This window comes from Arcticibacterium sp. SM2516, assembly GCF_057914865.1.
Map to the genome: position 1 here is coordinate 4,810,086 of NZ_CP195290.1, position 15,231 is coordinate 4,825,316.

7 protein-coding genes are annotated in these 15,231 nt (G+C 38.2%); all 7 read right to left on the bottom strand.

What is annotated here, in order from left to right; genetic code table 11:
- Positions 1-140: 140 nt before the first annotated feature.
- The 7 genes from ACSBFT_RS19800 to ACSBFT_RS19830 all read right to left on the bottom strand — a co-directional run bounded on the left by ACSBFT_RS19800 (position 141) and on the right by ACSBFT_RS19830 (position 15,081).
- Positions 141-1,490, bottom strand: coding sequence for an NAD-dependent succinate-semialdehyde dehydrogenase (locus ACSBFT_RS19800; RefSeq protein ID WP_489602146.1), 1,350 nt, complete (start codon positions 1,488-1,490; stop codon positions 141-143).
- A 136-nt stretch (positions 1,491-1,626) separates the two neighbouring features.
- Positions 1,627-4,044, bottom strand: coding sequence for an ABC transporter permease (locus ACSBFT_RS19805; RefSeq protein ID WP_489602147.1), 2,418 nt, complete (start codon positions 4,042-4,044; stop codon positions 1,627-1,629).
- Positions 4,045-4,354: 310 nt separating this feature from the next.
- Complete coding sequence (locus ACSBFT_RS19810; protein ID WP_489602148.1) at positions 4,355-6,775, bottom strand: ABC transporter permease; 2,421 nt, start codon at positions 6,773-6,775, stop codon at positions 4,355-4,357.
- A gap of 65 nt (positions 6,776-6,840) precedes the next feature.
- On the bottom strand, positions 6,841-9,273 hold the full coding sequence (locus tag ACSBFT_RS19815) for an ABC transporter permease (protein WP_489602149.1): 2,433 nt from the start codon (positions 9,271-9,273) through the stop codon (positions 6,841-6,843).
- Positions 9,274-9,473: 200 nt separating this feature from the next.
- Positions 9,474-11,873 carry an ABC transporter permease gene (locus ACSBFT_RS19820; protein ID WP_489602150.1) on the bottom strand — a complete coding sequence of 800 codons (2,400 nt, stop codon included), beginning with the start codon at positions 11,871-11,873 and terminating at the stop codon, positions 9,474-9,476.
- A 52-nt stretch (positions 11,874-11,925) separates the two neighbouring features.
- Entirely contained in the window at positions 11,926-12,633 is a 708-nt protein-coding gene (locus ACSBFT_RS19825; RefSeq protein ID WP_489602151.1) for a GIN domain-containing protein, read from the bottom strand.
- Positions 12,634-12,702: 69 nt separating this feature from the next.
- Entirely contained in the window at positions 12,703-15,081 is a 2,379-nt protein-coding gene (locus ACSBFT_RS19830) for an ABC transporter permease (protein ID WP_489602152.1), read from the bottom strand.
- Positions 15,082-15,231: the final 150 nt, after the last annotated feature.

Genomic DNA, 15,231 nt, shown 5'->3' on the forward strand with positions numbered 1-15,231 from the left:
TCTATATTTAAAAATTGTCACACATTATGCCATTATGTACAAGTGTCTCATAATGAGTGTTCTATTTCAACTCTGGGATGTTAATTTTGTTCAGTTTCGGACAGTTTTTCCGTTTTTGGACAGTTCAGCGTCGAATTCATTTATTTCAAATAAACGGTTTGTCTATTGACAAACTCCATCATACCGTCTTTACCGAGTTCTCTGCCGTATCCAGAGTTTTTAGTTCCGCCAAAGGGTAGCCTTGGGTCAGACTTCACCAGTTCATTGATAAAGTATGCTCCATCTGGAATCTCTGGGGCCATAGAAAGTGCCAACTCAATATTGGTAGTACAAACGGTCACACCAAGTCCAAAACTCGAATTTGCCGCTAATTGATAGGCTTCTTCTGTGTTTTTGGCTTTTATCATGGCAGCTAAGGGTCCAAAGGTTTCTTCGTCGAAAGCCGGCATTCCAGGTAATACATTTCCTAAAACGGTAGGCTCATGGAAGGCTCCGTTTCTACCTCCTCCCAAAAGGATCTCGGCTCCTTGGCTAACGGAGACGCTTATTTGTTTCTGAAGATCAGTAGCTAATTCCTTTCGAGCCAAAGGGCCAATGGTCGTTTCAATTTTTAGCGGGTTACCTGTTCTTAGCTTCTTAGTGATGGCGATGAATTTCTCAACAAATTCGTCATAAATACTTTCTGCGATGATAAACCTTTTAGCGGCTATGCAGCTCTGCCCAGCGTTCAACATTCTAGCTTTTACGGCTAGCTCAGCTACCTCTTCTAAATCCGCGTCTTCAAGTACTATAAACGCATTATTTCCACCGAGTTCTAATAGTGACTTTTTGAGGTATTTTCCGGCCAATGCCGCAACAGACTTACCGGCGGCTTCGCTTCCCGTTAGAGTTACGGCTTTTATGGCTTCATGAGAAATAATAATTTCCGTTTTGCTTGAGCTTACTAAAAAGCTCTGGAAAACAAATTCTGGGTAGCCCGCTTTTTTGAAAACGTCTTCTATGCATAACGCACATCCAAAAACATTGGATGCATGTTTTAAAACGCCAGTGTTTCCTGAAGTTAGCGTAGGTGCTGCAAATCTAATAACCTGCCAAAAAGGGAAATTCCAAGGCATTACCGCGAAGACAGTGCCTATTGGATGATGTGCGACAAAACTCTTCTGAGCGTCGGTTTCTATGAATTCATTTTTTAGAAACTCTTCTGCATTTTCTGCGTAGAAATCACATGCCCAAGCACATTTTTCTATTTCTGAGCGAGATTCGGAAATAGGTTTCCCCATTTCCTCCGTTATGGTTTTGGCGTATTCTTCGATGTTTTCTCTAAGGACTTCGCCTGCCCTTGTGAGTAATTTGCATCTGTCCAGTAATGGTACTTTTCTCCAGCTTTCAAAAGCACCCTTTGCTTTGTCTAATTTGGAAATAATTTCCTCATCTGTGAGTTCTTGATAGTTATTTAAGAGTTGGTCTGTTGCCGGATTTATACTTTTCATATTACCTGTTTTATACTTGTCCTCCTAGGAGGTTGTTATCGAAATTGAATGAATTAAACTAGAGATGTCTCATGAAAATCTGTCTCAAAGAATACTTCATCTAATTTACGATAAACAGGATAGAGAGGTTCCTAACTCATTCAGATTTTAATGAATTGACGGGATTCATTTGAGCTGCTTTAATAGCGTGGTAAGCCACCGTGATAAATGCTATTAGCAAAGCTAAAGCTCCTGAAGAAGCCAATACTTTCCAGTCTACACCCACTCTGTATGGGAATTTTTCTAGCCAAGAATTCATGATATAATAGACCATGGGCGATGCTATTAGGATAGATGCTAAAACCAATAAAAGAAAGTCTTTGCTCATGAGTACTACCAGCCTATGTGTGTCAGCTCCTAAAACTTTCCTTACACCTATCTCCTTTGTTCGGTTTTTAATCACCATAAGTGCTACCGCAAAAAGCCCGATACAAGAAAGAAGAATGGCAATGCTGGCGGCGGTTACAAAGATTTTCGCAAACTTCTGCTCCTTTTTGTACTGGTTGTTTGTGTTTTCATTTAGGAAAGATCCTTGAAAATCAGCCTGCGGAGCATAAGCCAGATATTTGTCCTCTAAGAGTTTCATGGTTTGTCCTGGATTTAAGCCATTGATTTTGACAAGAATATAGGAAATACCAAATGGCTTGTTAAACATTAATGTCAAAGGCTCTACCGTTTTGTGCAGTGACTGGAAATGATAATCTTTTACAATCCCGATAATTGTTTTTCCTTCGTCCAAATTGATTCTGGTACCTATTAAATCTTCTATACTTCCAAGCTCTCTGGCCATGGCTTCATTGATGATACAGGCTTCCGTGCTGTCTGTGGCGTATTTCTTATTAAAACTTCTACCGGCTATAAGTTGTAAACCCACGGTTTCTACATAGTCAAAATCTACATTAAGACCGTTGGTTTGAATGTTCTTGTTCTCTTGGTTGAACCCGAAAACGGATGACATACTGCTGTGGTCATTGCCAATACCTAGGTTGCCATCAGAGCCCGTAATACTTTGAATTTGACTTTCGCCGGCTAAAGCATTTCTGTAATAGCTTAAAAGTGAATAGCCATCAATGCTGTTACCCACAGGAATACTAATCACATGTTCTTTATCAAAACCCAATGGTTTGTTTTGCAGCAGGTTTATCTGATTCCAGATAACAAAAGTGGCCGCTATTAAACCAATAGAAATAGTAAACTGAACCACAATGAGCGTATTCCTGATTCCGCCTTTTACCAAACTCGTTTTTACTTTACCTTTTAAAACCGCCACGGTCTGAAATCTCGAGACCATCAATGCGGGATATCCACCTGCCAAAGCAGTAATGATGGTAAAGGTTATGAAGATGCTTAGCAAAACATTTACTTGAAAGAGCTGCTTGAAATTTAGATGTCCATTTAATAATGCATTCACTTCAGGAATTATAAATAGAGCTGAAGTCATAGCCAAAACGAAAGCAAGGAAATATGTGATAAAAGCTTCGCTCCAAAACTGCCAAATGAGCTGTTTTCTGGAAGCACCTAATGCTTTTCGCATACCTACTTCTTTAGAGCGTTTGAAGGCTTTGGCAATGGAGAGATTGATAAAGTTTATGGATGAAATGAGAAGAACTAATAAACCAATAGCCAATAAAATATATGGGTAATAGGGGTCGGTGGCATTATTTCCAACTTCTTGGTCAAAATGTATTTTAGTAAAAGGTAATAACCTGGTGCTGATTATTTCACCACGTTCGTCACCTGCGTAACCCGATTCTTTGGCAAAATTGATGTCTTCATGGTAATACTTTTCTGTGAAAGGCTTAAGGTTTTTTTCAAAGTCTAGGTAATTGACTCCTTCGGCCAATTGTATATATAAGTCATGATTTTTTGAGTTCCAGTTGTCTTTCTGTTTTAAGTAGTCTGGAAAAGCTTCTATTCTAACCAGATTCTGATTTTCAATGGAGGAGTTTTCTGGGGCATTTTGTGTGACAGCATTGACGGTAAAGGGCACGGTGCCTGCTCCAAAATTAACCATAACGGTTTCACCGATAGGATTAGCTTTGCCAAAAATGCTTTCAGCGGTTTTTTGGCTTATTACAATATTATTAAGTTGACTTAAAGCGGATTTTTTATTGCCTTTTAACAATTCAAAAGAAAACATTTCAAAGTAATCTTCGTCCACAAAATTGACATCTAAGTCAAAGGATTTGTCCCCTTTTTGAAGGTACATTCCTCCATCTAAAATTCTGCTGGCGTATTTTATTTCATTAGGAAACTCTGCTTTGATAGCAGGTTGTTTTGGGAAAGGCATAGCCGTCCCAAATTCTGATTTCTCAGGTCTGTTTACTTTGTAAAAGACCTTGTACAGTTGCTCTTTGTTTGCCTGAAAGTTGTCATAAGAAAACTCAAAATGAGCCGACAAGAAAAGCACAAGGGCCACAAGAAAAGCCACAGTTAAGCCTAGCATATTGATGCCAAAAAACAGTTTGTCGTTTTTGATATTTCTCCAAGCTATTTTGAAATAATTTTTCAACATAATTAATGCTTTTGTGTTGCTTATTTTGATGAATACTCTGGAAAATGACCGCTAAAGAGAAAGTATGTTCTTCAACCAAATCTTATTACTCGCTCACTTTCCAGTGGGGACGTCATTTTTTTTAGAAAAAAAACGAAGCAAAAAAAACAACACCATGTAAACTCACACAGTCGAAATTCTTATTCATTCATTCATCATTTAGCTTTTGATGTTAGAATTTCGACAATGTTCAAACAGTACATGGCGATATAAGGAATCCATTGTTTATATATTTTTCTATACTCGGATAAAAGAAATTTAGCCAATAAAACTACTCACTCTTTAAAGATTCTACAGGGTTGACTACAGCGGCCTTTATACTTTGATAACTCACGGTCAAAATAGAAATTAGAACGGCAGAAACTGCTGCTAAAATGTATATCCAAACAGGAATGTCAATTCTATATGAAAAGTCTTCTAGCCATTTGTTCATGACAAACCAGCCTAAAGGCAATGCTATCAAAATGGCTACACCCACTAGCTTTAAAAAGTCGATGGTAAGTCGGTAGCTAATTTGACCTACGCTGGCCCCCATTACTTTTCTTATACCTATTTCTTTGGTACGTTTTTCCGCATTAAAAGCAGCTAAACCAAATAAGCCAAGGCAAGCAATTAATAGAGACAAAATGGTGAAAGTGAAGAATATACTTCCCAAACGCTGCTCTGATTCATAAGTGTTATTGAAAGAATCATCCATGAAATAATGATTAAAAGGCTGCCCGGGAGCCACTGCCTGCCATTTTTCTTCTATTTCGGCTAGGGTACTTTTAAAATAACCTGGGCTAAGTTTTAGGGTTAGTTTGCCAGCATGTCCACCAATATACATGCTAAGTGCTCCAATGTCATCTTTAAGGGATTCGTAATGGAAGTTTTTAACAACACCAATAATAGTATAATTTTCATCACCAACATTCTTTGCCAATCTTTTACCAATAGCCTCTTCTGGGCTTAGACCTAAAATGTCAAGTGCTGTTTCATTAAGGATTATTCCGCTGGTGTCTGTGCTAAAAGATTTATCAAAAAACCGTCCAGTTACCATCTCTAAGTTGAGCGTTTTGGCATAATCATAATCCACTCGCCATCTTTGCATTTGAATGATTTTATTCTCTTCATTTGCCCCCTTTAATTCAAATCCACTATCACTTCTGTTTGAAGGCGTTGGAAGAAAGCTGCTTAAAGTAGAGGATTCCACTAGATTCAAATTAGTTACCTGCTCTTTGAAAGATTCTACAGAAGTACCGGCAGCATAAACGTCGTCTATGATAAGAATTTGCTCTTTTTGAAAACCTAAATCTTTGTTTTGGATATAATCTAATTGCTGAAAAACTACTAAAGTACTAATGATTAAAAAGACGGAAATGGCAAATTGAAAAACAACTAATGAATTTCTGATTTTACCGCCACCAAGGTTTTGGTTGCCACCTTTTAATACTTTTACAGGTGTAAAACCTGATAAGAAGAAAGCTGGATAACTTCCTGAAAACAAGCCTAGAATAAAAGTAACGACTAAAAGAACGCACCAGAAAACTGGACTCAAAAGAGGCAGTGACATGTTTTTGTCGGCCAGCTGATTAAAGTATGGCAGGGCTATAATGGCCACAATTAATGCTAGGCATAATGATAGAAAAGTAATTAAACCAGACTCTGTAAGAAATTGGCTTATCAAACCTAGTTTATCAGAACCAAGTGTTTTGCGGACACCTACTTCTTTGGCTCTCTTTAGCGATTGAGCCGTAGAAAGGTTCATGAAATTAACACAAGCCAGTAGGATTAGAAAAAGGGCTATGGATCCAAGAATATAAATGCTCTGCATATCACCATTTGGGCTTAATTCAGATAGCCTATTGGACGACAAATGCAAATCATTTATGGCTAGGAGTGAATAGTTAACATGGTTACCCGTTTCTTCCAAATCACGTTCGGTTGGTTTTGGAGTATCATTTTGAGTAATAGGAAGATAGTAATTATCAATAGCTGTCTGCAGTTTGGGAGCGAAATCTGTTTTAGAAACTTTCTCGTTTAATTTAATAAATGTTGGGAAGTTGTAGTTGCTCCATTCAGGGTTTTCGGCAGCCTCAAACGAAGACATAGAAATGAAGAGACCGTAGTTACGCAAAAAAGATTTTTGAGGCATATCCTGCACTATACCGGTTATTCTGTATGTCTCTTGGTTATCCAGCATGATACTTTCGTCCAAAGCATTTGCACTGCCGAAAATAGCCTTGGCTATACTTTCGGTAATTAGGAGCGTGTTTGGTTCAGTTAAACAGATTTCAGGATTTCCCTGAAGCAGTTTGAAACCGAACATTTTTAGAAAAGAAGGGTCAACAAATGTTGTAGATTCTACTTTTAAATTCTCTTCTACATTTGGCCGTTTTGCCAATAAACTACCTGTACTTCTAAATCGCGTTGTTAACTCTACTTCGTCAAAATCGTGTTTCAATGTTGGGCCAAGAACTGCAGGAGCACTGGCAAAGCTTTTTTCGTAATCGCCAAACTTCAAATCGACATTCACTCGATGGATTCTGTCGGCATCAGCAAACATGTCGTCAAAGCTTAGTTCGTCATATATATATAACCCTATAAGTAGCCCACCTGCCATACCAATAGCCAGTCCAAACGTATTTAGGAAGGTGAAGAAGGGAGAACTTTTTAGGCTACGCCAAGCTATTTTAATGTTATTTTTTATCATGGTTTAATGCTTTTCTAATTGATGTTATTTCGATTGATGTGCCTTCCTTTCTATGGATAAATGGGCTATTCACTCTTTAAAGATTCTACAGGGTTGACTACAGCGGCCTTTATACTTTGATAACTCACGGTCAAAATAGAAATTAGAACGGCAGAAACTGCTGCTAAAATGTATATCCAAACAGGAATGTCAATTCTATATGAAAAGTCTTCTAGCCATTTGTTCATGACAAACCAGCCTAAAGGCAATGCTATCAAAATGGCTACACCCACTAGCTTTAAAAAGTCGATGGTAAGTCGGTAGCTAATTTGACCTACGCTGGCCCCCATTACTTTTCTTATACCTATTTCTTTGGTACGTTTTTCCGCATTAAAAGCAGCTAAACCAAATAAGCCAAGGCAAGCAATTAATAGAGACAAAATGGTGAAAGTGAAAAAGATACTTCCCAAACGCTGCTCTGATTCATAAGTGTTATTGAAAGAATCATCCATGAAATAATGATTAAAAGGCTGCCCGGGAGCCACTGCCTGCCATTTTTCTTCAATTTCGACTATGGTGCTTTTAAAATCACCAGGTTTCAGTCTTACGGTTAGTTTGTTTGCGTAGCCTCCGATATGCATGCTTAGTGCAGCAATGTCGTCTTTGAATGATGAGTAGTGGAAGTTTTTTACCACACCTATAATGGTAGAATATTCTGGATTTTCAACACCGACCCCAGTGGTCAATCTTTTTCCAATGGCTTCTTCGGGACTTAGGCCCAAAATAGATAAAGCCGTTTCATTGATAACTATTCCGCTAGTGTCCGTACTAAAAGACTTGTCAAAAAAGCGTCCTGCCACCATCTCTAAGTTTAATGTTTTGGCATAATCGTGGTCTATTGCCCAGCTTTGCATCTGAACGGAATTGTTTTCTTCTCCAGAGCCTTCTAGTTCAAATCCATTATCACTTCTGTTTGATGGAGTAGGTAAAAAGCTACTTAACGTGGCAGATTCTACTAAACCTAAGTTGGCAACTTGTTCTTTAAAAGACTCTACAGAAGTACCCGCAGCATAAACATCGTCAATGATGAGCATCTGGTCTTTTTGGAAGCCTAAATCTTTGTTTTGAATATATTTCAACTGTTGAAATACGACCAAAGTACTTATGATTAAAAAGACAGAAATAGCAAATTGGAATACTACCAAGGAGTTCCTGATATTTCCGCCTCCTATGTTCGTTTGTCCTCCGCCTTTTAATACTTTCACAGGTACAAATCTTGATAAAAAGAAAGCTGGATAGCTACCAGAGAAAAGGCCAAGAAAGAGGGTTGTTAAAATTATGGTGAGCCAGAATAATGGATTGGCAAAAGGGATGGTCATTTCTTTTCCAGCCAAATCGTTAAAGTATGGTAGGGCTATAATAGCCACAACTAAGGCCAACAATAAAGATAGAAATGAGATAAGTCCTGACTCTGTCAAAAACTGTCTAACTAAGCCAAATTTACCAGAACCAAGGGTCTTTCTAACGCCTACTTCTTTAGCTCTTTTTAAAGACTGGGCGGTAGATAAATTCATGAAATTTACACAAGCCAATGTCATCAGAAACAAGGCTATGAAAGAAAGAATATAGATGTTTTGTTTGTCGGAATTGGTACTCATCTCTGCCACTCTGTTAGAGGCTAAGTGGAGATCAGTTAAAGCCACTGTGCTGTATCTGATGTAATTTCCCTCGGCTTCAAATTGTTCACGGTCTAAGCCAGGCATAAAGGCGGCAGCCCAAGGTACCATGTACTTTTCAAAAATAATCTGAAGAGGCTGCTGTAAATCTGCGGCATTTACAGAGGGAATTAATTTGATGAACGTATTAAAGTTATTACTTCCCCACTCTTGGCTTTTAGACTCTTCATAACCTTCCATGGCCATAAAAACACTATAGTTTCTTAAAAAAGAGTTTTTAGGTAAATCTGGAATTACGCCAGTTACTTTAAAGGTTTCTTCGTTATTGATAAGGATACTTTTGCCAATAGCGGAGGTATTTCCAAAGTATTTCTTTGCAGCGGTTTCACTAATAACGGTAGTGTTTGGCTGGGAAAGAGCAGTAGCCGCATCGCCTTCTAATAAATTCAAGCCAAAGAAACTTAAGAAGTTGGCATCAGCATAGGTACTTTGTTCTTCTTTTTGGTTTTCTGTGGTTTCGGGTCTTCTCACCAGCATACTACCCCAAGTTCTAAATCTGGTGGTTTCTTCTACCTGAGAAAAATTCTTTTTTAAGGCTGCAGCCATAGGAGGAACTGCCACAGCAAACTCTTGTGCTTGTCCGCCAAATTTAATGTCAACATTTAAACGATGAATTCTGTCGGCATCGGCAAACATGTCGTCAAAACTTAGCTCATCATAAATGTATAAACCAATGAGTAGCCCACCCGCCATACCAATGGCTAGCCCGAAAGTATTTAGGAAGGTGAAAAAGGGAGACTTTTTAAGGCTTCTCCATGCTATTTTTATATTGTTCTTTAACATGTTTGGTCTGCGTTTAAATATGTGCTGTACAATTACATGTTTAATTTCATACACCGTGCCATTACTTTTATTTGTCTTGTAGTCAATTGTTTGTGGTAAGTGCTGAAATGGAAAATGTCCGAAAGCGAACATTTGAAATCGCTTTCGGACAAGTATGAAGTATAGAGTTTATAATGGGTTTTGGCTTTTGATAAAAGACCTTACTCACTTTTCAAACTCTTGACAGGGTCACTCATCGCGGCTTTAATGGCCTGAAAGCTGACGGTGAGAAGGGTTATGATAACTGCCCCAAGTCCAGCAAGTAAGAATACCCACCATGCTAAATTTGTACGATACGTATATCTACTTAAGAAGGCATCCATACCAAAGTATGCCAAGGGTGCCGCAATCAGCATTGAAATACAAACTAACCAAATGAAGTCTTTTGAGAGCATGGCCCATAGGTTTGTGACAGATGCTCCTAATACCTTTCTTACACCTATTTCTTTGGTTCGTTGCTCCGCAACAAAAGAAGCTAAACCGAAAAGCCCAAGGCAACTTATCAAAATGGCCAATGCGGTAAAAACTCCTGCCAAAGAGCTTATTCGCTCTTCCATCTCAAACTTTCTACCGTATTCATCATCAATGAATTGGTATTCAAAAGGCAGGTTTGGAAAATGCTCTTTAAACACACTTTCAACCACAACCAGGTTTTCTTTAGCAGATTTGCTTGGGTTTAAACGCAAATTATAATAGCTAACATTGCCATATTGGTCAAAAGCATAAACAGCTTGTTTCACTGGTTCGTAGGGCGACTGCGTTATGATATCATCCACCACGCCCACAATAGTCAACGCTGGGCCGGGTTCATCAGAGTCGTCTCTTAATTGAAGTCCTATTACATCTGTTTTGCCTATGTATTTCACAAAAGTTTTATTGACCAAAACCGCGTTTGAGTCGGTGGACATATCACGAGAAAGGTCTCTTCCCGCTATTACTTTCATGCCAAGAGATTTGGCATATTCTGGAGAAACCTCCGTCCAAGCGAAATCTTCCTGAAAACCTTCTTGTTTTCCTTCCCAAAGAAAGCCAGAACGGTTTGAGTAAACCTCGGTGGTAGGACTGCTAGACGTGGAGAATTCTTGAACAGCTCCACTGTTGAGAAACTGTGTTCGTATAAAATCAGATTTGCCTAAAAACTCATTTGACATCACAGGGAGCTGAATCATTCCTTTTTTGTCATAACCTATCGGCCGGTTTTTGGAATGGTTTATTTGACGCATAATCATGGAAGTACCAATGATTAAAGCAATAGACACTGTGAACTGAAGCACCACCAGCACCTTTCTTGGAATTGCGGCGTATTTACCTGTTTTAAAAGTCCCTTTAAGGACTTTGACGGGCTGAAATGACGATAAATAAAGTGCAGGGTAACTGCCAGAGATTAAGGCGGTAAGCGTGATGAAAGCTAGACTAATTAGCCAAAATATACTATTTGACCAGGGGAATTCAATTTGCTTATCGGCCAATTGATTAAATGGCTGTAGAAATATTAAAACCAATGCTATGGCAATCACGAATGCAAGAATTACCACCATGAAAGATTCACTCAAAAACTGTTTGACTAGTTGAGTTCTCAAAGAACCAATGGACTTTCTAATACCCACTTCTTTGGCTCGTTTCTCTGAACGGGCGGTACTCAAATTCATGAAATTGATACATGCTAAAAACAATACGAAAACGCCAATAATACCAAAAAGCCAGACCAGCTGAATTCTGCCGCCATTTTGTACCCCATTTTTAAAAAGAGAACGCAAATACCAGTCTTTCATGGGCATGAGAAACAATGTTGGGTCATAAGCCTGAAAGTCTTCACCGGCGGCCTTATATTTTACTTTTGCTATGGCATCCGAAACACTCTTTACCGTTTGGTTGTCACTGACCTGAGCAAACATTTGGAAAGAGTTATTTCCCCAACTGTCTACCGAGTTTTGAACCCATTCGTTTTCTGCCACGTATTGGTCCCACGGCATGATGTATTGTGTTTCGTTTAAGCTGGTATTGAAAGGGAAGTCTTTATAAACAGCCGTAACTTTCATGTCGGTTCTGTTATTGACCTTTACTATTTGCCCTAAGGCTTCACTATCTCCAAAAAGTGCATTTGCGGTAGACTGAGAAAGCATGATTGATTTTATGTCTTTTAATCCATCCCTTTGGCCGGTTATCACTTCCACATCAAACATTTCAGGGCCTGCTTGTGACATATAATTCCCAGTTTTATTGATCGTATTATTTGCTGTACTCAGGTACCTCGACTGTGTCCAAGTACTCATGACGGTATGCTTGAAATATTGGTTGTAGTTATTATGAAGTTCAAACTCCAATGGACGTGGAATAGCTCTTCCTGTACTGATGGAGCCATTAAAAGTTTGGCTTTGCCAAAACTGCCCTATTTGGTCTTTGTTTTTAAAGTGACTGTCATAAGTCAATTCACCATATACCCAAAGGCTAATCATGATGGTAACCGCCATGCCAAGGGCCAAACCAAGTACATTAATAAGAGAGTAGGTAGGGTGGTTTACCAAGTTTCTCCAGGCTATTTTGATATAATTTTTAAGCATAGTGTTTTGTTGATTGTGCTAAGAAAAACAGCGTGACTGACTCATTTTTAGTTTATCTAGCTTTCTGAATACTTGAATCACCTAATGAAAGCCCTTTGCTAATTTTTGGGTTTCCAGAGTAGGTAATATCGGCATCGCCCAAAGTATTTATTTTTAAAGATTCACTCACATGAATGTTAAAACTAGCATCTCCTAGAACCATCAATTTTGTGGTATAATTATCTACGTTCTGAGTATTTACATCACAATCTCCGAAAACCGTATAATCGTGATTGTTAATTCTACCTGATTTTATTTTCAGCGTATGGTCACCGTAGCTGTTAGTTTCCATATAATCAATGTCTACATCATTCATGGTAACTTCTGAGTCGCCATAGATATTAATTTCAAAGTCCTGTGCGGTAAGTTTATTTTCAAAAAGAATATCCTGGTCTCCTTTTAAAACAACTTCTTTTATATCTCTATAGGTCACCACTAGAGAAGCTTTAGTGCCGTTATGCTTATATTTCTTGTCTAAGTTCCAGCCTTCAATGGAGAGTTTTAGGCTGTTGTTTTCCACTTTTATATCAATCTTATCTTCATCAATAAAAGCTTTTTTAATACTTACACTTTCTTCTGAGCCATGAATAAATACAACTTCGATGTCAGGATTAACCACTACTTTATCAAAATGATTGACACGGATTTTTTGTGCTTTTGAAGCGGTAGCCACAAAAAGAACGATTAGGCTAAAGGCGATAGATTTTGTTAAGTTTTTCATAATTATTATTTGTTTCACGAATAGTTGTCAATTTGAACGAAATCCCTGTCCGTGGTCAGGTTGGGGAAACTATTCGCTTTTTAAACTTTCTACAGGGTTAACTACAGCCGCTTTAATGCTTTGGTAGCTCACTGTGCTTATTGTTATAAGCAAGGCTCCAAAACCTGTAACAGCAAATGTCCACCAAGCAATGTTGGTTTTATAATCAAAGCCATCAAGCCAATTGTTCATGAAATAAGCAGCCAAAGGAGCAGCAATGAGCATGGATATAATAATAAGGATGATGAAGTCTTTTGAGAGCATGACCCAAAGATTGGTAACCGTAGCTCCAAGTACTTTTCTAACGCCAATTTCTTTAGAACGCTGCATAGCCATGAAACTAGCAAGGCCAAATAAACCCAAACAGCTGATGAGAATAGCTAAGGTTGCAAAAATATTGATGAGTTTGCTTAGTCTTTCTAAGCTACTAAATTTAGCGGAATAAGCTTCGTCTGCAAATTCATAATCAAAGGCATTTTCTGGGTCAAATTTTGCGAAAACAGTCTTAATGGCAGCCAATGATTCTGTTATATTTTTTGTCCCAGAAAGTTTTATGTTGATAAAGCTTTTTTGACTATTGTCAAGGTAATAAAACATTGGCTGAGCTTGGTCGTAGGGAGAGCCTACTATCATGTTGTCTACCACGCCAATTACTTTAAATGGGTCTACATCCCATCTGGTCATGGTTCCAATGGCCCCTTTTTCAAAAAGTTCGGCAGCAGCTTCATTAATGATGAAGGCTTTACCCATATCGTCAAAATCATCTGAAAAATCACGCCCATCAATCACTTTCCAGTTTATGGTTTTGCCGTAATCTTTTGAAACACCAAAAAATGGTAATTCCAGACTTTGTGATTTATCCCTTCCATCCCAGTCTATTCCGGTGGTGGTACTGCCCATTCCGATTGGTGGATCAGAAGATTGAGACATTTCTTCTACTAATCCTTTTGACTTTAACTCATTTTTAATGGCCTCAAAACTCTGATGAGCTTTATCTGAAATTCTTGTAAAAATGAGATTGTTTTGATTGTAACCTAGAGGTCTGTCTTTAGCGAAGTTTATTTGTTGGAAAACCACCAGCGTACCAATAATCAAAGCTATGCTCACTGTGAACTGAACTACTACAAGAGCTTTTCTTGGAAGACTTGCCATTTTCCCTGCTTTGAAAGTGCCTTTTAAAACTTTTACAGGTTTGAAAGATGATAAATAGAGGGCAGGATAACTACCAGAAAGCAAGCCTACAATCAGGGTGAAAACAACTAAAATGGACCAGAAAAGAGGGCTGAGCCAGTCTATTTGTATTTTCTTGCCAGCAATCTCATTAAAACTTGGAAGCAGTAAAAATGCTAGTGCTACCGAGATGATTAATGCCAAAGTGGTAGTCAAAACCGACTCACTCAGATATTGAAAAACGAGTTGATTTTTTTTAGAACCTATGGCCTTTCTGATGCCTACTTCTTTCGCTTTTTTCTCTGACTGAGCAGTGCTCAAATTTATGAAGTTTATACAGGCCAAAAACAAAACGAACAAACCTACTATACCAAATAACCAAACATATTCTATTCTTCCACCTGAATTTATACCATTCTCAAACTCTTCGTATAAGTGCCACTTGGCCATTGGAAATAAAAACACTTCGGGTTTTTGGAGAGCTAATCTTTCATTCAAGTTTCTTAATCGCGTGTCTTTTATTTTGGCAGAAACTGTTTCTAAATCTGCGTTTTTGGCTAAAAGACCATAGGTAAAAGCGAAGTTTGGTCGCCATGGGTCTTCCATGTTATTTAACCATTCTGCCTCCCTGATTTCAAAGAGCTTCCATGGCATCACGTAGGCAATGCTTTTGAAGGTGGAGTTTTCAGGAAAATCTTTATAAACTGCAGTTACTTTGACGTCATATTTGTCGTCAATGCTAATGACTTTATCTATAGCTTTGGCTTCGCCAAAAAGCGATTTAGCCACACGCTCAGAGAGCATGATAGAGTAGGGGTCGTTTAATGCAGACTTTGTACCTTCAATAAAATCAAAAGTTAGGATGTCTGTAATTTCTTCTTCAAAGAATTTGCCTTCATGAGAAGCTTTTTTGTCCCCTATTTTTAATACCTCGTAACTACCATTAGACTGAGAAAGGTATTCAAAATCGGAGCCATATAGTTTTCTTATTTCGCTTGCCATTGGGTATGGATTCCAAGCCTGAGTTTTCTTATCTCCATTACGTTGGATGTGCTGCATCACCTGTACTATTCTGTCTTTCTTCTGATGGGTGTTATCAAATGAAATTTCGTCGTAGACCCATAAACCTATCAAAATAGCCACAGTCATTCCTAAGGCAAGACCTCCAATATTTATGGCAGAGAATCCTTTGTTTTTGAGGAGGTTTCTCCAAGCGATTTTAAGATAGTTTCTAAGCATAATTTAGTTTGAGTTTATAAGAGCTCCCTGCTGCTACATTTAAATTCATACACCATGCCAGTAGTGTTAGTTTTCTTATAGATAGTGTTTTGTGTTCTTTTGATTTAAACTAAAATGTCCGAAAGCGAACATTTTGGTTTGCTTTCGGAC